The sequence below is a fragment of the Streptomyces sp. NPDC002884 genome, assembly GCF_040295245.1.
Taxonomy (GTDB): domain Bacteria; phylum Actinomycetota; class Actinomycetes; order Streptomycetales; family Streptomycetaceae; genus Streptomyces.
The window spans coordinates 241,643-261,101 of the sequence record NZ_JBEOVB010000010.1 but is presented as its reverse complement, the minus strand read 5'-3'; the positions used below and the strand labels follow the sequence as shown (position 1 = coordinate 261,101).

16 protein-coding genes are annotated in these 19,459 nt (G+C 70.7%); 6 read left to right on the top strand and 10 right to left on the bottom strand.

Going from position 1 to position 19,459, the window contains the following annotated elements; all coding sequences use genetic code 11:
* Nucleotides 1-34 precede the first annotated feature (34 nt).
* Together ABT070_RS22440 and ABT070_RS22435 are read left to right on the top strand one after the other, a co-directional pair.
* Nucleotides 35-1,252: a L,D-transpeptidase gene (locus ABT070_RS22440; protein ID WP_351763336.1), complete on the top strand. Its 1,218-nt coding sequence runs from the start codon at nucleotides 35-37 to the stop codon at nucleotides 1,250-1,252.
* A 177-nt stretch (nucleotides 1,253-1,429) separates the two neighbouring features.
* Entirely contained in the window at nucleotides 1,430-2,176 is a 747-nt protein-coding gene (locus ABT070_RS22435; protein WP_351763334.1) for a DUF6227 family protein, read from the top strand.
* A 47-nt stretch (nucleotides 2,177-2,223) separates the two neighbouring features.
* Here ABT070_RS22435 and ABT070_RS22430 read toward each other — a convergent pair whose 3' ends face one another.
* The 5 genes from ABT070_RS22430 to ABT070_RS22410 all read right to left on the bottom strand — a co-directional run bounded on the left by ABT070_RS22430 (nucleotide 2,224) and on the right by ABT070_RS22410 (nucleotide 8,737).
* Nucleotides 2,224-2,487, bottom strand: a complete 264-nt coding sequence (locus tag ABT070_RS22430; RefSeq protein ID WP_351763332.1) for a hypothetical protein — start codon at nucleotides 2,485-2,487, stop codon at nucleotides 2,224-2,226.
* Nucleotides 2,488-2,695: 208 nt separating this feature from the next.
* Nucleotides 2,696-4,816: a PTS fructose transporter subunit IIABC gene (locus ABT070_RS22425; protein ID WP_351763330.1), complete on the bottom strand. Its 2,121-nt coding sequence runs from the start codon at nucleotides 4,814-4,816 to the stop codon at nucleotides 2,696-2,698.
* 394 nt (nucleotides 4,817-5,210) lie between these two features.
* Nucleotides 5,211-6,158 (bottom strand): 1-phosphofructokinase, encoded by a 948-nt coding sequence (gene pfkB / locus ABT070_RS22420; RefSeq protein WP_351763328.1) that lies wholly within the window; start codon nucleotides 6,156-6,158, stop codon nucleotides 5,211-5,213.
* On the bottom strand, nucleotides 6,155-6,916 hold the full coding sequence (locus ABT070_RS22415) for a DeoR/GlpR family DNA-binding transcription regulator (protein ID WP_351763326.1): 762 nt from the start codon (nucleotides 6,914-6,916) through the stop codon (nucleotides 6,155-6,157). Before ABT070_RS22415 ends, pfkB begins: the two co-directional genes overlap by 4 nt.
* 264 nt (nucleotides 6,917-7,180) lie before the next feature.
* On the bottom strand, nucleotides 7,181-8,737 hold the full coding sequence (locus ABT070_RS22410) for an MFS transporter (RefSeq protein ID WP_351763324.1): 1,557 nt from the start codon (nucleotides 8,735-8,737) through the stop codon (nucleotides 7,181-7,183).
* Between the two features lie 62 nt (nucleotides 8,738-8,799).
* Here ABT070_RS22410 and ABT070_RS22405 point away from each other — a divergent pair, with 62 nt between their 5' ends.
* Complete coding sequence (locus tag ABT070_RS22405) at nucleotides 8,800-9,837, top strand: helix-turn-helix transcriptional regulator (protein ID WP_351763322.1); 1,038 nt, start codon at nucleotides 8,800-8,802, stop codon at nucleotides 9,835-9,837.
* Between the two features lie 82 nt (nucleotides 9,838-9,919).
* On the opposite strand, the gene ABT070_RS22400 is transcribed toward ABT070_RS22405, so the two are convergent.
* Both ABT070_RS22400 and ABT070_RS22395 read right to left on the bottom strand, forming a co-directional pair.
* Nucleotides 9,920-10,804, bottom strand: coding sequence for a TetR/AcrR family transcriptional regulator (locus ABT070_RS22400; protein ID WP_351763320.1), 885 nt, complete (start codon nucleotides 10,802-10,804; stop codon nucleotides 9,920-9,922).
* An 899-nt stretch (nucleotides 10,805-11,703) separates the two neighbouring features.
* Nucleotides 11,704-12,702 (bottom strand): sigma-70 family RNA polymerase sigma factor, encoded by a 999-nt coding sequence (locus ABT070_RS22395; protein WP_351763318.1) that lies wholly within the window; start codon nucleotides 12,700-12,702, stop codon nucleotides 11,704-11,706.
* A 185-nt stretch (nucleotides 12,703-12,887) separates the two neighbouring features.
* Here ABT070_RS22395 and ABT070_RS22390 point away from each other — a divergent pair, with 185 nt between their 5' ends.
* Nucleotides 12,888-13,427: a GNAT family N-acetyltransferase gene (locus tag ABT070_RS22390; RefSeq protein ID WP_351763316.1), complete on the top strand. Its 540-nt coding sequence runs from the start codon at nucleotides 12,888-12,890 to the stop codon at nucleotides 13,425-13,427.
* A gap of 124 nt (nucleotides 13,428-13,551) precedes the next feature.
* Here ABT070_RS22390 and ABT070_RS22385 read toward each other — a convergent pair whose 3' ends face one another.
* Nucleotides 13,552-14,361 (bottom strand): dioxygenase family protein, encoded by an 810-nt coding sequence (locus tag ABT070_RS22385; RefSeq protein WP_351763314.1) that lies wholly within the window; start codon nucleotides 14,359-14,361, stop codon nucleotides 13,552-13,554.
* Nucleotides 14,362-14,641: 280 nt separating this feature from the next.
* On the opposite strand from ABT070_RS22385, the gene ABT070_RS22380 reads away from it, so the two are divergent.
* Complete coding sequence (locus ABT070_RS22380) at nucleotides 14,642-15,151, top strand: MarR family winged helix-turn-helix transcriptional regulator (protein WP_351763312.1); 510 nt, start codon at nucleotides 14,642-14,644, stop codon at nucleotides 15,149-15,151.
* A gap of 13 nt (nucleotides 15,152-15,164) precedes the next feature.
* Here ABT070_RS22380 and ABT070_RS22375 read toward each other — a convergent pair whose 3' ends face one another.
* A complete protein-coding gene (locus tag ABT070_RS22375) occupies nucleotides 15,165-16,700 on the bottom strand; it encodes an MFS transporter (protein WP_351763310.1) in 1,536 nt (511 codons plus the stop codon).
* A gap of 285 nt (nucleotides 16,701-16,985) precedes the next feature.
* A complete protein-coding gene (locus ABT070_RS22370; RefSeq protein WP_351763308.1) occupies nucleotides 16,986-17,633 on the bottom strand; it encodes a TetR/AcrR family transcriptional regulator in 648 nt (215 codons plus the stop codon).
* 428 nt (nucleotides 17,634-18,061) lie between these two features.
* Between ABT070_RS22370 and ABT070_RS22365 the strand changes: the two genes are divergently transcribed.
* Nucleotides 18,062-19,387, top strand: coding sequence for a M6 family metalloprotease domain-containing protein (locus ABT070_RS22365; protein WP_351763307.1), 1,326 nt, complete (start codon nucleotides 18,062-18,064; stop codon nucleotides 19,385-19,387).
* Nucleotides 19,388-19,459: the final 72 nt, after the last annotated feature.

Below are 19,459 nucleotides of genomic sequence, written 5' to 3'. Positions count from 1 at the left end.
GGATCACTCACATCACACGAAGCTGGAGCAGCCCGTGACAACGGCGGACATAGCAGTGCGGCGCGCGGTCGGAGCCTGTGCCGTCCTGGTGGTCGGTGCCCTGACCCTGACCGCCTGCGGGGGCAGCGCCAATGCCAAGGACAAGGACGGGGACGCCAAGGGCGGCGTCAAGACGTCCACGGCGAAGATCGTCATCTCGGCGAAGGACGGCTCGACGAGCGCGTCGATCAACGCGACCGGCGTGAAGGTGAGCGACGGCCGGCTCACCGAGGTGAAGATGACGGTGGCCGGGTCGGGGCAGGCCGTCGAGGGCTCCCTGTCGGCCGACGGCAGCACCTGGAAGCCGAAGGAGCAGCTGGAGCGCGGGACGAAGTACCAGATATCGGCGACCGCGAAGGACACGAACGGCAAGACGGCCGCCGCCAACTCCATCTTCACCACCGTCTCTTCGGCCAACAGCTTCATAGGGACCTACACGCCGGACAACGGCACCACGGTCGGCGTCGGCATGCCGGTGTCGTTCACCTTCGACAAGGCCATCAGTGACACGAAGGCCGTGCAGTCGCACATCACGGTCAGCTCCAGCAGCGGCCAGCAGGTGGTCGGGCACTGGTTCGGGGCACAGCGGCTCGACTTCCGTCCCGAGGAGTACTGGAAGGCCGGCTCCAAGGTGACGATGAAGATCGACCTGGACGGGGTCGAGGGCGCCAACGGCGTCTTCGGTGTCCAGAAGAAGACGGTCACGTTCACCATCGGGCGGTCGCAGGTGTCCACGGTCGACGTGAACACGCAGACCATGACGGTGGTGCGGGACGGACAGACCCTGAAGTCGGTTCCGATCTCGTCGGGCAGCCCGGAGCACACCACGTACAACGGGCAGATGGTGATCTCCGAGAAGTTCACGCAGACGCGCATGAACAGCCAGACGGTGGGCCTGGGCGGCGAGTACGACATCCCGGACGTGCCGCACGCGATGCGCCTGACGCAGTCCGGCACCTTCATCCACGGCAACTACTGGTACAGCAGGGGCAATCCACCCTTCGGTCGCACCGGCACCAGTCACGGCTGTGTGGGGCTCGCTGACGCGCAGGGCGCACAGGGTGACACGCCCGCGAAGTGGTTCTACGACAACTCGCTGATCGGCGATGTCGTGGTCGTCAAGAACTCCCCCGACAAGACGGTGTCGCCGGACAACGGGCTCAACGGGTGGAACATGTCCTGGGCCGAGTGGACCGCGGGGAGCACCTCGTGATCGCCGCAGACGCCCTCTGACCGGCGATTTCTGATGTGCCGTCGGGCCGTGCGGGAATTTTTCGCGCGGCCCCGGCGTTTTCACGGCGTACGTTTTCTCGGTTCCCGGACATGATGTCCGACCGAGGGGCTACGGTATGCACCCACAAGGTGACATGCAGCAACGCCGGGAGAAACCTTGAGCGTTCCGTACGAGACAACAGCGTACGAACCAGCCGAGTCGCCCGAGTCTCCGGAGGAGCACCTCGCGCGACTGCTCGGTCGCGCCCTCAACTCGTTCGAGTTGCCCGACGAAGCCCTGCGGCGGCTCGACTGCGCACTCGCGCACGACAGCTCCCTGCACTCCGCGCACCACAGCGCGGGCCTGCACCGGGAGACGTACCGGCACACCTGGTTGCTGGCCGACGGCTGCGCGCTCACGCTGTGGGAGCTCGTGCACAACACCGCGCCGGGCAGCGAGCCGCAGCACGAGGTGTACGTCGACGAGGAGGAGCTGCGCGCCGCCACGGCCCGGCTGCCCCTGCCGTCGGACACCCCGGACTTCGAACTGCCGGTGCTGGTACAGCTGTCGCCGGTCCCCGGACCCCGGCACGTGTACGTGCCGGACGACTCGGCGGACCACGCGCGCAGACTGCTGCGCCGCGCCGAGAACCCCGACCGGCCGGACGCGGACACGGCCGCGCTGCTGAAGTCGGCGTTCGCGCACCAGATCACCCAGGCCTTCGGGCGTCCCTGCCGCGCGGGCCGGATCGGACTGGGTTACTCGCTCTACGAGCACGCGTTCCTGCTGCGGGACGGCCGGGAGATCTCCCTGTGGGAGGTCGAGCACACGGCGACGCCCGACGGGCGGCACATGTGCGAGGTGTACGTGTCCGAGGCGGCGGCCCGGGACGCGATGGAACGCCGGGCGGCGCAGGTCTCCTGAGCCGTCGGCGGCCCCCGCCTAGCCGTGGGAGCCGTCGGAGCCGCGGGTCAGCGTCCTCCGCCGAGCTGTCGTACGAGGCCGGCGAAGGCGTCCCTCTCCGCCGGGGTCAGTTCGACAGCTTCCCGGCCGGGGCCGGACCGCCGTTGGCGCGGAAGGGCGGGCAGCACCGGCGGGGCGGGGAGCGCCGCGTGGGATTCGCTGCCCGAGCGGCTGCGCCGCAGGATGCGGGACACGAAGATCAGCCAGGCGATGGACGCCACGGCGAGGACCGTCAGGGCAGCCAGCTGAGGGAACGTGAGATGCACGGGCATACCGCCCAGTAGACACCACGGTCCGGGACCTATGCCCCGGACCGTGACGTATCTCGCAGGCCGTACAGATCACGCAGACCGCTCAGATCGCTCGGATCGTGCGATGAGGCTGTTCGGTGCGGAGATCCATGAATCACCGCAGATGGCCACCAGGAGCGACAACCTGCGGCAGACAGCCGCGGCCGGAACCGGCCGCGGCTGTCGCAGGCTATGCGGCCACCGGCTGCTTCGCCTCCGTCGCCTCGGTGGCAGCTGACTGCTCCGCCGTCCCGGGCTCGACGGCGCCGGGAACCGGCTTGCGCAGGCCCTTGAGGACGATGACCAGGGCCGTCGTCACGCACACGCCCGCCGCGATGGCGATCAGGTACAGGAACGGGTTGCCGATCAGCAGGACCACGAAGATGCCTCCGTGCGGGGCGCGGAGCGTGGCGCCGAAGGCCATCGACAGGGCGCCGGTGACCGCGCCGCCCGCCATCGAGGCCGGGATGACGCGCAGCGGGTCGGCCGCGGCGAACGGGATGGCGCCTTCGGAGATGAAGGAGGCGCCCAGGACCCAGGCGGCCTTGCCGTTCTCGCGCTCGGTCGGGGTGAAGAGCTTCTTGCGGACGGTGGTCGCGAGCGCCATGCCCAGCGGCGGGACCATGCCCGCGGCCATCACTGCGGCCATGACCTTCATCGCGGAGTCGCTGGGGTCCTGGACGGCGATGCCGGCCGTGGCGAAGGCGTACGCGACCTTGTTGACGGGGCCGCCGAGGTCGAAGCACATCATCAGGCCGAGCAGCACGCCCAGCAGGACGGCGTTGGTGCCGGAGAGACCGGCCAGCCAGTCCGTCATGCCCTTCTGGGCCTCGGCGATCGGCTTGCCGATCACGACGAACATCAGGAAGCCGACGATCAGCGAGGAGATCAGCGGGATCACCACCACCGGCATGATGCCGCGCAGCACCGGCGGGATCTTGATCCGCTGGATCGCGAGGACGATGCCGCCCGCCAGCAGACCGGCGACCAGGCCGCCGAGGAAGCCGGCCGCGATGTTGGAGGCGATCATGCCGCCGACGAAGCCGGGCACGAGGCCGGGCCGGTCCGCCATGCCGTACGCGATGTAGCCGGCCAGGACCGGGATGAGGAAGCCGAAGGCGACCCCGCCGATCTGGAACAGCAGGGCGCCCCAGCTGTCGACCTGGGTCCAGGAGAAGTGCTCCATGACCGAGGGCGCCTTGTTGATCTCCCAGCCGCCGATCGCGAACCCGAGAGCGATCAGCAGACCGCCCGCGGCGACGAACGGGACCATGTAGCTGACGCCCGTCATCAGCCACTTGCGCAGCTTGGTGCCGTAGCTGTCACCGGCTTCGCCGGTCCGTTCGACCGGCGTCCCGTCCTTGGCCGAGGCGCTCACCTCCCCGCGCGCCGCCTTCCCGCGCACCTCGGTGATGAGTGCGGCGGGCCGGTTGATGCCCGCCTTCACGCCGACGTCCACGGTGGGCTTGCCGGCGAAGCGGTCCTTGTCGCGTACGGGGACGTCGTGGGCGAAGATCACGCCGTCCGCCGCGGCGATGGCGGCCGGGTCGAGCCGGGTGAAGCCGGCCGAGCCCTGCGTCTCGACGACCAGTTCGACGCCCGCGTCGCGGCCCGCGTTCTCCAGGGACTCGGCCGCCATGTAGGTGTGGGCGATGCCGGTCGGGCAGGAGGTGACGGCGACGATCCGGAAGGGGCGCGCGGCCTCGGCGTCCGTGTCGTCGTCGCCGGTGGCCGTGTCGGCGTCGGCGGAGGCCGCCGCCGACGCCGACACGGAGTCTGCGGAAGTGCCCTCGGTCACGGCGCCCGGGGCTCGGGCGGCCGGGGCTTCGGCGGCCGAGGCTTCGGAGACGGGGGCTTCGGAGGCCGGGGCCGCGTCGCCGCGGATCAGTGCGGCCGCGGCCGTCGCGTCGCCGGCCGAGCGCAGCGCGTCGGTGAACTCAGCGTTCATCAGCTGCCGGGCGAGCGACGAAAGGATCGTCAGATGGGCGTCGTCCGCGCCGGCGGGGGCGGCGATCAGGAAGATCAGGTCGGCGGGGCCGTCGGGGGCGCCGAAGTCGATGCCGGCGGCGCTGCGTCCGAAGGCGAGCGTCGGTTCGGTGACATGGGCGCTGCGACAGTGCGGGATGCCGATGCCGCCGTCGAGGCCGGTGGGCATCTGGGCCTCACGGGCGGCCACGTCGGCGAGGAAGCCCTCCAGGTCGGTCACCCGGCCCAGGGCCACCATGCGCTCGGCGAGGGACCGCGCCGCCGCTTCCTTTGTTTCGACGGACAGGTCGAGATCGACCAGGTCCGCGGTGATCATGCCGCTCATCGCGGGCTCCTTCGCACGCGTGTCGCCCGGGACGTGGGGTGGTGGGCGAGGGTGGGGACGGGGACGGGGGTTGCTACGGCGGTGCATTGGGGGGAGGTGAGGGAGACGGAGGCGGGGCCGGGGAAACCCCGCCTCCGCGGGGTGGCAGGCGGGTTCGGACCCTGCCTCCCCCGATCGGCGGGGCGGCTCGGGCGGCCCTGCCGACCATGTCGTGCGGCGAGTAACGAGGCGGTTCGCCGCTCGATGACCGGTTCGCCGGGCGGCACGGGGCACGCCGCGGTCGTCGTAGGCGCGGACTGCGCCGGGGCCGTCGTAGGCATGCACTGCGCAGGGGCCGTCGTAGGCGCGGATCGGGCAGGGGCCGTCGTCCGTGCGGACATCGCGGGGATGGTCGTCATGACACCGGCTCCTTCAGTTCGCGGTCCACCGGTACCTGTGCCGTGACCGTCACCGCTGCCGGGTCCAGGTCGCCGGGGGTCGGCATCACGCTGCCGGGCAGCTGGACGGCCGCCGCTCCGTGCGCGACGGCGGAGGCGAGCGCCGCGGGACCGCTGCCCCCGGCGACGAGGAAGCCGGCGAGGGAGGAGTCGCCCGCTCCCACGTTGCTGCGTACGACGTCGACGCGGGCGCTCGCGAACCAGGTACCCGTGTCCTCCACGAGCAACTGTCCGTCGGCGCCCAGGCTCGCGAGCACGGCACGGGCGCCCATGCCGCGCAGTTCCTCGGCCGCCTTCACGGCGTCGCCCACGGTGGCCAGGGGGCGCCCGACGGCTTCCGCGAGCTCCTCGGCGTTCGGCTTCACCACGTCGGGCCGCTCCCGCAGCGCCTCCAGGAGCGCACGCCCGGAGGTGTCCAGGGCGATACGTGCGCCTCCGGCGTGCGCCCGCGCGACCACTTCGGCGTACCAGGAGGGTGAGAGCCCTCGGGGCAGGCTTCCGCAGCAGGCGATCCAGTCGGCGTCGCGGGACTGTTCGCGGACCGTCTCCAGGAGCAGTTCCTGTTCCTGCGGGGACAGCTCGGGGCCGGGTGCGTTGATCTTCGTGAGGACGCCGTCCGACTCCGCGAGCGCGATGTTCGAGCGGGTGGCGCCGGCGACCGGGACCGGCGCGACCTCGATGCCCTGCGCGTCGAGCAGTTCGGCGACGAGCGCGCCCGGCGCACCCCCCAGGGGCAGGACGGCGACCGTGCGCCGTCCTGCTGCCGCGACGGCGCGCGAGACGTTCACGCCCTTGCCGCCCGGGTCCATCCGCTCGCCGGTGGCGCGGATGACCTCGCCGCGGTCGAGGGACGGGACCTCGTAGGTGCGGTCCAGGGAGGGGTTGGGGGTGACGGTGAGGATCATGCGCGTACTACTTCCGTGCCGCCGCGCTCGATGGCGGCCGCGTCGTCGGGGCTCAGCCCGCTGTCGGTGATCAGCAGGTCCACGTCGCTCAGGTCGCCGAAGCGGGCGAAGTGCTCCTGGCCGTGCTTGGCGGAGTCGGCGAGCAGCACCACGCGGCGTGCGGCGGCGACGGCCGCCCGCTTCACCGCGGCCTCGGCGAGGTCGGGGGTGGTGAGGCCGTGCTCGGCGGAGAACCCGTTGGCGGCTACGAACAGGACGTCGGCGCGGATCTCGCCGTACGCGCGCAGCGCCCACGCGTCCACGGCGGCGCGCGTACGGTGTCGTACGCGCCCCCCGACGAGGTGCAGTTGCATGCCCGGGTGGTCCGCGAGGCGGGCCGCGATGGGCAGGCTGTGCGTGACGACGGTGAGCGAGGCCTCGAGCGGGAGTGCGGCGGCCAGGCGGGCGACCGTGGTGCCGGCGTCGAGGATCATCGTGCCCTCGGTGGGCAGTTCCGTGAGGGCCGCCTTGGCGATGCGGTCCTTCTCGTCGGCGGAGGTGCCTTCGCGTTCGGCGAGGTCCGGTTCGAAGTCGAGGCGTCCGGCCGGAATGGCACCGCCGTGTACGCGGCGCACCAGCCCGGCCCGGTCGAGGGCCTTCAGGTCGCGGCGGATCGTCTCTGCCGTGACCTGGAACTCCTCGGCCAGCGACAGGACGTCCACCCGGCCGCCGTCACGGGCGAGCCGCAGGATCTCCTGCTGCCGCTCCGGTGCGTACATGTCCGTTCTCCTCCGACCGTTACCAGGTTTATGCCCGAACTTGTGGTTTCGCCTCGGAGGCTACGCCCGGATTTCGGGAAAGTAAACAGGTTCGGACGTGATCCGGGCATGAACGGACTTACGGTCCACGTGCATCCCACGTGCATCCCACGTGCGTCCGACGTGCGTCCGACGTGCGTCCGACGTGCATCCCCTGCGCGCCAGGGCATACGTGAGGGGCCCGTCACCGGTCAGGTGACGGGCCCCTCACGCGGGAACGCCGGCTCAGGCGACGAGCTCGCGCCCCCGGTCCCCGGAGGGGGCCGCCTCCGGGGCGTCCTCGGCGCCGCCCTCCAGGTGCTGCGCCGGCCGCTTCGGCAGGGCGAACATCAGCAGGAAGATCGCGAACATCACCAGGGCCACCCAGCCCAGGGCGTGCTCGAAGGCGTTCACGAAGGCGGGGCCCACCTCGGCCGGGGTCAGCCGGTCGCCGATCCGGCCGAAGAAGACGACCGCGACCAGACCGAGCCCGAGCGCGTTGCCCATCTGCTGGACGGTGTTGATCAGCCCGGACGCCGAACCAGCGTGCTCACGCGGCACGTCCGACAGCACCGCGTCCGTCAGCGGGGCGACGATCAGTCCCATGCCGACGCCCATCACGACCAGCGGAAGCGCCATCTGCCACGGGGCGATGCCGAGGCCGTACCGCGCGGACTCCCAGATGTAGAGCAGGACGCCGATGGCCATGGTCAGGGCGCCCGTCTGCAGCACCTTGCGCCCGAAGCGCGGGACCAGCTTCTGCACGGACAGCCCGGCGGCCGTCGAGACCGCGAGCGAGAACGGCACCCCGGTCAGCCCCGCCCGCAGCGGGCTCCAACCCAGGCCGGTCTGCATGTACAGCGTCCAGACCAGGAAGAACACGCCGAGACCGATCCCGAAGACGGTCTGCACGGCGACGCCCGCCGCGAAGCTGCGCACCCGGAAGAGGGAGAGCTCGATCAGCGGCGAGCCGTCCCGCGCGCCCTTGCGCCGCTCGTACGCGACCAGCGCCCCGAAGACACCGATCGAGCCGGCCATCGACACGTACCCCCACACCGGCCAGTCCAGCTCACGGCCGCGGGTGAGCGGGTAGAGCAGCATGAGCAGGCCGAGGGTGACCAGGAGGACGCCGACGATGTCCAGCTTCAGCGCCTTCGGCGCCTTGGACTCCGTGATGAAGCGGCTGCCGAGGATCAGCCCCGCGATGCCGACCGGCAGGTTGATGAGGAAGATCGGCCGCCACTCCAGACCGAACAGGTTCCACTCCGTCAGCAGCGCGCCGAGCAGCGGCCCGGAGACGGCGCCCAGCCCCACGATCGCGCCGAAGAGCCCGAAGACCTTCCCCCGCTCGTGCGCCGGGAAGGTGGCGTGCACGATCGACAGCACCTGCGGCACCATCATCGCCGCCATGGCGCCCTGGAGGATGCGGGAGGCGACCAGCATCTCCGGGTTCGCGGCGAAGCCGCACAGCGCGGAGGCGAGGGTGAAGCCGCCGATGCCGAGGAGGAACAGCCGCTTGCGGCCGTGGATGTCGCCGAGCCGGCCGCCGGTGATGAGCCCGGCGGCGAAAGCGAGCGCGTAACCGGCGGTGATCCACTGGATCTGGCTCCAGGAGGCGCCCGCGTCCTCCTGGATGGAGGGGATGGCGATGTTGACGATCGTGACGTCGACGAGGTCCATGAAGGCCGCGGTCATCACGATGGCGAGCGCGAACCAGCGGCGCCGGTCACCCGGCACCGCAGGCGCCGCCTGGGCCGGTCGAGGGTCGGGCGAGGTCCCGAGGGAGGTCTCCGTGGAGGTCATGGTGTGACAGTAGGACCGCACTAGGTCAGATCGTGTCCTAGTTCTGCGGCATCCTCGGATACATGACGACGGACACCCCGGCTCGGCTGCTCCAGCTCCTCTCGCTCCTCCAGACACCCCGCGAATGGCCCGGCGGCGAGCTCGCCGACCGGCTCGGGGTCTCCCGCCGCACGGTTCGGCGCGACATCGACCGGCTGCGTGAGCTCGGATATCCCGTGCAGGCGACCCTGGGCTCGGACGGCGGGTACCGGCTGGTCGCGGGCAAGGCCATGCCACCGCTGGTGCTCGACGACGAGGAGGCGGTGGCGATCGCCGTCGGGCTGCGGGCGGGGGCCGGCCACGCGCTGGAGGGCGTCGACGAGGCGTCCGTCCGGGCCTTGGCCAAGCTGGAGCAGGTCCTGCCGGCCCGGCTGCGCCACCGCGTCTCCACCCTGCAGGCCGCCACCACACCGCTGACCAGCGGGGACGGCGCGAGCATCGCACCCGAGACGCTGACCGTCATCGCCTCGACGGTGGCCGGACAGGAACGGCTGCGGTTCGCCTACCGCGCGAAGGACGGCACCGAGTCGCGCCGCCTGACCGAGCCCTACCGGCTCGTGTCCACGGGCCGGCGGTGGTACCTCGTGGCGTACGACCTCGACCGCGAGGACTGGCGAACCTTCCGGGTGGACCGGGTACAGGACCCGTTCGCGACCGGGGCCCGCTTCACTGCGCGCGAGCTGCCGACGGGGAGCGCGGCGGAATACCTCCGGCGGTCCATCCAACTGCGCCCGGACGCCTACGAGTACGAACTCGACGTCATGCTCGAGGCCCCGACCGAGTTCGTGACGGCACGCCTGCCGACGTGGCTGGGCACGCCGGTCACGAACCCGACGGCGGGCACCGACGGCGACGGCGAGGGAGAGGGCGGGTGCCGGCTACGGGGGACGACCAGCAACCCGGTGGAGTGGGTGGCGATGCGGCTGGCGACGCTGGGCTGCGAGTTCACGGTCCAGGGACCGCCGGAACTGGTGGAGTGCGTCAGGGAGTTGGGCGGACGCCTGAGCAGAGCGGCAGCCACGGAGGGCGCCCCCGGGAGCGGCGAGCGCGGGCGAGGCTAGCCCGGCAGGGGCGAGCGTGGGAGGGGCGAGCAGGGAGCGGTGAGCGCGGGAGGGCAGGAGCGGTGAGGGCGGGAGGGGCAGGTCAGGCCTGCTCCTCCGGGCTCTCTTCCCACGCGAACCCGTACAGGGCTCGCAGGTTGCGCAACGCCAGCTCCGCCGGGCCCTGTCGGCCGGTGGGCGGGGAGTCGGTCGCCGCCCAGCTCTCGACCGCGACCCGCACCGCGGCCCCGGCCACCGCCGCCGTGAAGCGTTGATAGGGGGAGGCAACGTTGTCGAGAGCGGGATCGAACGCGGGAGCGGGGTCGGGCGCCGGGGTCGGAGCAGGAGCGGCAGCCGGAGCCGGAGCCGGAGCCGAGAGTGCCTCTGGGGCGGACGGGACGTCGGAACCGGCGCCGGAGACGGCTGCGGAACCGGCCTTGGACTCGGCTGCAGAGCCGGCGTCGGAAACAGTGTCGGAGCCGGCGGTGGCGACGGTTTCGGAAACAGGCCCACGGGGCGGTGCCGCCGTCCGCTCCGCCAGTACCTCCGTGAGCGTCGTCTCCGAGGTGTGGCAGACCTCTGCCCAGACCTTGCCGAGGGCGGGGCTGGTTCCGGCCAGCCGGATCAGGGTGCGGACCCATTCCCAGGACGCCGCCGACACTCCGCGGCCCGGGACGAGGGTGTGCCGTATCGCATGTTCCAGGGCCTGCGGCACGGTCAGTTCGGCCGGGGCCTCGCGTACCGCCTCCGCCCAGCGCTGCGCGCCCGCCGCGTAGAGCGGGGCGACGGCCTCTTCCTTGGTCGCGAAGTAGCGGTAGAAGGTGCGCGGGGCGATGCCCGCGGCCTGGGCGATGTCCTCGGCACGGGTGGCCTTCAGGCCCCGGCTGACGAAGAGGCCTGCCGCCGCACGGGCGATCTCCGTACGGGTCGCCGCTTTGCGCCGCTCGGTCAGCGAAGCCGAGGCGGAGTGGGAGGTCGAGCTGATCACGTCGGCAGGCTATGCCCATGTGGCACAATCTGCCATTCGGGCGGGCCACCCCGTGGTTCAGGTACGGGGTGCCCCGCCCTCTCAGCGTGCCCGTCCGCCGTGTCATATGCCCGGCGGGCCGTGTGCGCCCGCAACCCCCGTCGGGGGACCGGAAGTCACATCGCCCGGGTAGAAACCCGGGTACGAAGAGGAGCCGGGCCCCGGCGCCTGGGGGGAGAGGCACCGAAGCCCGGCTCGGGGAAAGTCCCGGCGCCGGGGGGATGTGCGTCGGGACTTGGCTCATGTGCGGCAGAGGTCTCGGGACGGGCTGCGGGGTCGGCTCGGCCCGAACTCCTGTGCCGACTCGGACTCCCGTGCCCAGAAGTCTTGTTCCCGCGCTCCTCCTCATTGAAGCGGCGTTCCTCCGCCATGTTTGCGCGGCACTCCACACCCGGCGCACGCGGGCGGGAACCCGACACCGCAGGGCGCCTGAAGCCCGCTCGCCGCAGCTACGGCCGTGGCGCGGGCTCCCGTTCGACCGCGAGCTTCCCGGTACGACTCCGTGCGGCCCCTGCGTCGACGCGGTGAAAACCCCGGCTCCAGCCGCCAGGCACCCCACGCGCTCGGGTACTTGAGACACGGAGGCGCGTCATGCATGTCTTGCACGTCACGCACGTCATGTAAGTCGGACGAACGACTCGCACGGCGTGCCTCTCGGCCAACACGCGGCCTCCGACGGGGTGATGGCCTGATGACCCCCGACACAGCCCCCGCCATGGACGGCCACCGACGACCGACCGGCGAAGGACCGTTCATCGACCGACCACTCATCGACCGACCACTCATCGACCGACCGTTCGTCGACCGACGCCGCCCGTCGGAGCGTCAAGCTCCGGCCGGGCGGCGGAGGTTGAAGGGCTTTACGCCGCTGCCTCGAAGCCCGTGTCGCGGGCCAGCTTCTTCAGTTCCAGCAGGGCGTGCTTCTCGATCTGGCGGATGCGTTCCCTCGTCAGACCGTGTTCCTTGCCGACCTCGGTGAGGGTGCGCTCACGGCCGTCGTCGATGCCGTACCGCATCTTGATGATGGAGGCCGTGCGCGGCTCGAGGCGGTCGATCAGGCCGTCCAGTTCCTCACTGCGCAGGAGGGTCATGACGGACTGCTCCGGCGAGACCGCGGACGTGTCCTCCAGCAGATCGCCGAACTGGGTCTCGCCCTGGTCGTCGACCGCCATGTTGAGCGAGACCGGGTCACGGGCCCAGTCCAGGACGTCCGTGACGCGCGCCGGCGTCGAACCGAGCTCGGTCGCGATCTCGGCGGGCTCCGGGTCGCGGCCGTTCTCGCGGTTGAACTCGCGCTGCACACGACGGATCCGGCCGAGCTCCTCCACCAGGTGGACGGGCAGGCGGATCGTGCGCGACTGGTCCGCTATCGAGCGGGTGATGGCCTGACGGATCCACCAGGTCGCGTACGTCGAGAACTTGAAGCCCTTGCGGTAGTCGAACTTCTCGACCGCGCGGACCAGACCGGCGTTGCCCTCCTGGATGAGGTCGAGGAGCGGGAGACCGCTGCGCGGGTAGCGGCGGGCCACCGCGACGACCAGCCGGAGGTTGGAGCGGATGAAGACGTCCTTGGCCCGCTCGCTCGCGGCGACCAGGGCCTCGAGTTCGTCGCGCGAGGCGTCCGCCCTGGACTCCTCGTCGCCGTCGAGGACCTGCTGCGCGAACACACCCGCCTCGATGATCTGTGACAACTCGACTTCCTTGGCGGCGTCGAGCAGAGGTGTGCGCGCGATTTCGTCGAGGTACATGCCGACCAGGTCGCGGTCGGCGATCTCGCCGCCATGGGCGCGAACACTGCGGGCCGCGTCGGTCGTCTCGCCGTTGGCGGACTTGCGACGGGCGACGGCACGGGTTGCCATGCGTGCTCCCTTGCGATGGAGGTTCGGCGGGTGGCCCTTCAGACACCAGGCGCCCTCGGACTCGGACTCTCCTCGGGTGCCCTGCATCTGATGGAAACAACGACTGGAATCAGGACAGAATTCCCAACCCGCACCCCGATTTTTATGATCTTGCAGTACCCTGTCCGACCACGCGAGGAGGCGCGATGTTGTCGGAACGTACAGAGGTGCAGGTCAGGCCGGGAGTCGAGGGTGACCTCGAAGCCCTCACGAGCCTCTACAACCACTACGTACGTGAGACGCCCATCACATTCGACACCGTGGCCTTCAGTCCGGAAGAGCGACGTCCTTGGCTGCTCTCCCACCCTGAAGACGGGCCGCACCGCCTGATGGTTGCCACAGAAGCGGACTCACAGGGCACCCGGCGGATCTCACAGGAAATCCTGGGTTACGCCACATCCAGCCCTTACCGGCCGAAGGCGGCCTACTCCACCTCGGTGGAGGTGACGGTCTACGTCGCCCCGCACGCCGGCCGGCGCGGCGTCGGCACGCTCCTGTACAAGGCGCTCTTCGAGGCGCTGGCGGGCGAGGACCTGCACCGCGCCTACGCGGGCATCGCGCAACCGAACGAAGCGTCCGCGCGGCTGCACGAACGCTTCGGTTTCCGGCACGTCGGCACGTACCGCGAGGTGGGCCGCAAGTTCGACCGCTACTGGGACGTGGCCTGGTACGAGAAGGAACTCTGACGCCAGAGGGAGCTCCAGCCCCGGAGCGAGCCCCGACCCCGTGGTCACCCGTTCCCGGAGGGAGCCCCGGCCCGAGGGCCAGGGAGCTTCGAGCCCAGGGGGAGCCCTCACCCCGGAGGGAACGTCAGCCGAACTGGACGGACCGCTTCGCCATCCCCATCCAGAACCCGTCGATCACGGACTTCTGCGCGTCCAGCTCGCCGGACATCTCCGCCGCGCCCATGGTCACGAAGAGCGGGGCGAAGTGCTCGGTGCGCGGGTGGGCGTACCGGCCGGCCGGGGCCTTGTGGAGGAAGTCCAGCAGGCCGTCCCAGTCGCGGGTCTCCAGCGCGTGCCGGCCCCAGTCGTCGAATTCCGAGGACCAGGTCGGCACTCCCCCGCCGGTGTGCCGCAGTGCGGCCAGGTTGTGGGTGAAGAAGCCGGAGCCGACGATCAGGACGCCCTCGTCGCGCAGCGGCGCGAGCTTGCGGCCGATCTCCATCAGCTTCACGGGGTCGAGGGTCGGCATGGAGATCTGGAGGACCGGGATGTCGGCGGCCGGGAACATCTCGACGAGCGGCACGTAGGCGCCGTGGTCGAGGCCCCGGTCGGGGATGTCCTGTACGGGGGTACCGGGGGCGCGCAGCAGCTTTCGTACGCTCTCGGCGAGCTCGGGCGCGCCGGGGGCGCCGTACTTCACCTGGTAGTAGTGCTCGGGGAAGCCCCAGAAGTCGTAGACGAGGGGGACCGGGTCGACGGCGCCGAGGGCGAGGGGGGCTTCCTCCCAGTGGGCGGAGACCATCAGGATCGCCTTGGGGCGGGGCAGGTCGGCGGACCAGGCGGCGAGTTCGCCGGGCCAGATCGGGTCGTCCGCGAGAGGCGGAGCGCCATGACTGAGGTAGAGCGCGGGCATGCGCTCCTGGGGGAGGGCACGCTCCTGGGATGCGGCGGACATGGCGGCTGCTCCTTCCGGGACCTCGGCCCCTGACTCAGGACTCATGACTCATGACTCATCCGGCTTCGGATGCTTCTGTCTCCGAACACCGTCGGCTCCGAGCGCCGCCGACTTCGAGCGCTGCCGACCACGAACGCTGTCGACCTCGAACGCTGTCGGTTCCGGGCGCTGCCGGCTCCGGATGCTTCGTGACGCTTGATTGAAATCTAAAACGTCAACATCGCACAGCATATTCCCGATTGGTTTAAATTTCAAGGAGAAGACGTTTACAGTGGAGTCCATGACGAAGGCACCCGCATCCGCTGACGAGCCCCAGTGGCTCACCGCCGAGGAGCAGCGCATCTGGCGCTCCTACGTGCACGCCACGACCCTCCTCGAAGATCACATGGACCGCCAGCTCCAGCGTGAAGCGGGTATGCCGCACATCTACTACGGCCTCCTCGTCAAGCTCGCCGAGTCCACCCACCGGCGCCTGCGGATGACCGAGCTGGCCAAGTACGCGAAGATCACCCGCTCCCGTCTCTCCCATGCCGTCGCCCGGCTGGAGAAGAACGGCTGGGTGCGCCGCGAGGAGTGCGACTCCGACAAGCGCGGCCAGTTCGCCGTACTGACCGACCAGGGCCTGGAGGTGCTGAAGCGCGCCGCGCCGGGCCATGTCGCCGTCGTACGCCACGCGGTGTTCGACCGGCTCACCCCCGAACAGCAGAAGTCCCTCGGCGAGATCATGCAGATCGTCGCCGAGGGACTTCAGCCCGATGAAGCGGGTGCGGACCTGCCCTGGCTCCGCTAGATCCCGAGCCGGGTCAGTGGACCATCACCGGCACCGCGTCCTCGGCGTCTTCCGCCCCCGAGCCCGCGACCGCGCCCATGTCGGGCTTGCCGGCGTTGATGAGGGTCAGGGCGATCGTGGCGGCGGCGACCAGGATGCCGACGGCGAACCAGATGGCGCTGGTGTAGCCGTGCACCATGCCCTCCAGCTGCACCAGCTGCTGCTGGGGCTTGGAGGCGGCTCCGGCGACGTGGTCCTTGATGTACGACGTCGTCGCGGACGCGGCGATCGTGTTCAGCAGGGCGGTGCCGATCGCGCCGCCCACCTGCTGCGAGGTGTTGACCATCGCGGAGGCGACACCGGCGTCCCGCGGCTCGACGCCCAGCGTGGCCATGGACATGGCCGGCATGAACGCCGTACCCATACCGAGGCCGAGCAGCAGCATCCCCGGCAGCAGCACGGCCGCGTACGAGGTGTCGATCTCCAGCTGGGTCAGCAGCAGCATGCCGAGCGCGGCGACCAGGAAGCCGGGGCCCATGAGCAGGCGCGGGGCGACCCGGGTCATCAGACGGGTGCCGATCTGGGTGGAGCCGGTGATCATGCCCGCGATCATCGGGAGGAAGGCGAAGCCGGTCTTGACCGGCGAGTAGCCCTTCACGATCTGCAGGTAGTAGGTCAGGAAGAGGAACAGGCCGAACATCGCGATGATCGCGAGGCCGAGGGAGAGGTAGACACCGCCGCGGTTGCGCTCGGTGATCACACGCAGCGGCAGCAGCGGGGCCTTGACCTTCGACTCGACGATCACGAAGGTGGCCAGCAGGACCGCGGACGCGACGAACATGCCGACGGTCAGGGAGTCGCTCCAGCCCTCGGACTCGGCGCGGGTGAAGCCGTAGACCAGGGAGACCAGACCGAGGGTGGAGAGGATGACGCCCGGGATGTCGAGCGGGGAGCGGTTGCGGCCGCCCTCGGGCTCACGGATGACGAAGTAGGCGCCGGCCGCGGCGACGATGGCGAACGGGATGTTCACGAAGAACGTCCAGCGCCAGTCCAGGTACTCGGTGAGGAAGCCGCCGAGGATCAGGCCGACGGCGCCGCCACCACCGGCGATCGCGCCGTAGATGCCGAAGGCCTTGGCGCGCTCCTTCGCGTCGGTGAACATCACGGCGAGCAGGGAGAGCGCGGCGGGCGCGAGCAGGGCGCCGAACGCGCCCTGCAGGGCACGGGCACCGAACATCATCGCCTCGTTGGCGGCCGCGCCACCGAGCGCGGAGGCCACGGCGAAGCCGCCGAGACCGACGACGAAGGCGCGCTTGCGGCCCCACAGGTCGGCGATGCGGCCGCCGAAGAGCAGCAGACCGCCGAAGGCGAGGGCATAGGCGGTGACGATCCACTGCCGGTTGCCGTCGGAGATGCCCAGGTCCTGCTGGGCGGAGGGCATCGCGATGTTCACGATGGTGGCGTCGAGGACGACCATCAGCTGGGCGAGGGCGATGAAGGCCAGCGCCTTCCAGCGGTTGGCGTCCGGACCGCCCGTCTTACCGGGGGCCTTCAGGGCTGTTTCAGACATGGGGATACCCGCTTCGGGACTTCGTGACGGAAAAAAGGTGAGGTAAAGGGCGACTCGTCGACGCTGACGTGCCGTTGTTCGGTGGATGTGACGACCCGTCAAGGTCGTGATGACTCACGAGGGTCGTGATGACGCATGAGGGATGACTCACGAGGGATGACTCACGAGTCGCCGACGGCCGCCGAGGCAGGGTGAGGGCGACTGAGGGCCACCAGGATCACCGAGGACCGGTGACCACCGGTGAGGGTGATGACGGCTGCTGCCGCGGTTCCACGAACCGATCGTTCAGGCCTGGCGCAGATCCTCCAGGGTCACGGGCGAGCCCGGCAGGACCGAAGGGGCCGGGGCCCGCAGTCCGTCCAGGAACAGTTGCAGGTGGCGGTGGACGAAGCGGTCGGCGTTCAGGCAGCCGGTACCGGCCGGGGGCCGGCTGAGCTGGGCCACCGCGATCATCACGTCCCCCACGCCGACGTCGGGCCTGAGCTGCCCGGCCGCCTTCGCACGGTCCATGACTTCCCCGATGATCCGCTCGACCCGTTCACGCGCGGCTTCGAGGTCGGGGTGGTGCTCGTCGAAGGTGCTGGAGATCATCGGGCACAGCGCGCTGAGCCGCTCCTCGGCGGAGGCGTGCACGAACCGCTCCAGCGCCCCGAACGCGTCGCTCTCGGCGAGGGCGGTCTGTCCGGCCTGGGCCATGCGGCCCAGCACCGAGCAGACGACCTCACGCACCAGCGCGTCCCGGTCGGGGAAGTTGCGGTACACCGTGGCATTGCCGACGCCGGCCCGGCGGGCGATCTCGTCGAGCGGCACATCGGCACCGAACTCGACGAACATCTCGCGGGCGGCGATGACGATCCGCTCCCGATTGCGCTGAGCGTCGGCACGGGGCCGGGTCACCTTACGCACGGTGGGGGTAGCGGTCGCGGTCTGCACGGCGCACTCCTTCTGACGTTCGAGAGGTTCCAGAACCTTTCGGGACTGGTGGCGATCCGGGGATCGACTCCCCGTTTCGCTCGGACACATGGCTAAACGGGGATGGCGTCCCCGGTTATTTCCCAAACCCGGAAGTTTCTCGATGTGACCTGAGTCACATCAGGAATGAGGCCGAAGGCGGGCCACCGACGGGCGGACGGCACCACCGGAGACGGGACGCCCGGGAAGGGGTGTGACCAGGGCGTGACCAGGGGTGCGACCAGGGGCGCGACCAGGGGCGCGAGTGCCCGAACGGCTCGGGCGACAGCCGTACCGACCGGTAATCCACGATCGGTCTCTCCCAGCGCGCGCCCGCGTGCACCCCGTCGGAGGGTGATCGAAAGGATGCAGCCGGTGACCGGTGGCTGCGTGGAGCGAAAGGCCCCTGCATGCAGCCGCAGCCCCTGCGCACCGCCCCGGCCCGCGCAGGCGAGCCGCTCCGCCGTCGGATACGCCCGCGCCGCATCGCCGCGCTCGCCTCCGTCTCCGTGCTGACGCTCGCGGTCAGCACATCGGCCGGGTCCGGACACCTCACGCCGGCCCCCGGTGCGACGACGGCCGGCGCGGGTCCGGCCTCCCTGGCCCGCTCCTCCGCCCTCGCCCCCTGCATGATCAACGGCCGTGCCACCGTCCAGATGTCCGAGGGCCTGCCCACGCCGGGCGGCTACTCCCGCTCCACCGGCACCGTCCGCGCCCTCACCCTGATGATCGACTTCTCGGACGCGCCCGGCCGGGGCAGCGCGCTGAACCGCTACCACGAGTTCTTCCCGCAGACCGAGGAGTGGTTCCGCACGGCGTCCTACGGCCGCCTCGACTACCGCGCCGAGACTCCGATCCCGCGCTGGCTGCGCATGCCCAAGACGTTCCGCGAGTACGGGATAGAGCGCGGCGCGCCCTTCGACCCCGGCTACCGCGAACTCGTCCAGGACATCGTGGCCGCCGCCGACCCGACCGTGGACTTCCGCTCGTACGACCTCCTGAACGTGCTGGTCACCCCGAACGCGGGCCCCTCCGCCCTCGACACGGTCCTTTCGGTGACGTTCGCCGGGAACGCGGAGGCGCCGGTCGCCGACGGGGTGACCGTGGCGAACGCGTCCTTCGTCTACTCCCGCCAGGACGACGGCTCGGGCTCCTACGACCGCACCGGCTACCGCGTCCTCCCCCACGAGAACGGCCATGTCTTCGGCCTGCCCGACCTCTACACCCAGGAGGGCGGAGGCGCGGTCGGCCACTGGGACATCATGAGCGAGGACTGGGGCGCCAACAACGATCTGCTCGGCTGGCACAAGTGGAAACTGGGCTGGCTGGACGCCACCCAGATCGCCTGCGCGGCGTCACCGGGCACGACGGAATACCCCCTGACCCCCCTCTCCCGCACGGCCGGCCCGAAGCTGATCTTCGTCCCGATGAGCGACCGCACCGGTTACGCCGTCGAACTGCGCGCCCGCGGCGGCAACGACGAGACCGTGTGCCGCTCGGGCGTCCTCATCTACAAGGTGGACGCGGACGTCGACACCGGCATGGGCCCGGTCACGGTCTACGACTCCCACACCGACAGCGGCGGCTGCACCCGCAGTCCCAACGTCCACGCGGAACTCTCCGACGCCCCCTTCGCGCCGGGCGAGACGTTCAAGGACCCCAAGAGGGGCATCCGCATCTCGGTGGTGGGGGCGGACCTGAAGGGCGACTACCGCGTACGGGTGAGCCGCGGGTAGCCGCCACTGCCGGCATGGACGGGCGGGTGCGACGGCTGGACGGACGGGTGGGACGGCTGGACGGACGGCTGG

What these genes read in the sequence shown, in the direction of transcription:
- ABT070_RS22425 (WP_351763330.1), bottom strand. Translation starts at nt 4,816, where the DNA reads ATGAGCGGCATGATCACCGCGGACCTGGTCGATCTCGACCTGTCCGTC.
- ABT070_RS22415 (WP_351763326.1), bottom strand. Translation starts at nt 6,916, where the DNA reads ATGTACGCACCGGAGCGGCAGCAGGAGATCCTGCGGCTCGCCCGTGAC.
- ABT070_RS22385 (WP_351763314.1), bottom strand. Translation starts at nt 14,361, where the DNA reads ATGTCCGCCGCATCCCAGGAGCGTGCCCTCCCCCAGGAGCGCATGCCC.
- ABT070_RS22395 (WP_351763318.1), bottom strand. Translation starts at nt 12,702, where the DNA reads ATGGCAACCCGTGCCGTCGCCCGTCGCAAGTCCGCCAACGGCGAGACG.
- ABT070_RS22390 (WP_351763316.1), top strand. Translation starts at nt 12,888, where the DNA reads ATGTTGTCGGAACGTACAGAGGTGCAGGTCAGGCCGGGAGTCGAGGGT.
- pfkB (WP_351763328.1), bottom strand. Translation starts at nt 6,158, where the DNA reads ATGATCCTCACCGTCACCCCCAACCCCTCCCTGGACCGCACCTACGAG.
- ABT070_RS22375 (WP_351763310.1), bottom strand. Translation starts at nt 16,700, where the DNA reads ATGTCTGAAACAGCCCTGAAGGCCCCCGGTAAGACGGGCGGTCCGGAC.
- ABT070_RS22430 (WP_351763332.1), bottom strand. Translation starts at nt 2,487, where the DNA reads ATGCCCGTGCATCTCACGTTCCCTCAGCTGGCTGCCCTGACGGTCCTC.
- ABT070_RS22410 (WP_351763324.1), bottom strand. Translation starts at nt 8,737, where the DNA reads ATGACCTCCACGGAGACCTCCCTCGGGACCTCGCCCGACCCTCGACCG.
- ABT070_RS22405 (WP_351763322.1), top strand. Translation starts at nt 8,800, where the DNA reads ATGACGACGGACACCCCGGCTCGGCTGCTCCAGCTCCTCTCGCTCCTC.
- ABT070_RS22365 (WP_351763307.1), top strand. Translation starts at nt 18,062, where the DNA reads ATGCAGCCGCAGCCCCTGCGCACCGCCCCGGCCCGCGCAGGCGAGCCG.
- ABT070_RS22380 (WP_351763312.1), top strand. Translation starts at nt 14,642, where the DNA reads ATGACGAAGGCACCCGCATCCGCTGACGAGCCCCAGTGGCTCACCGCC.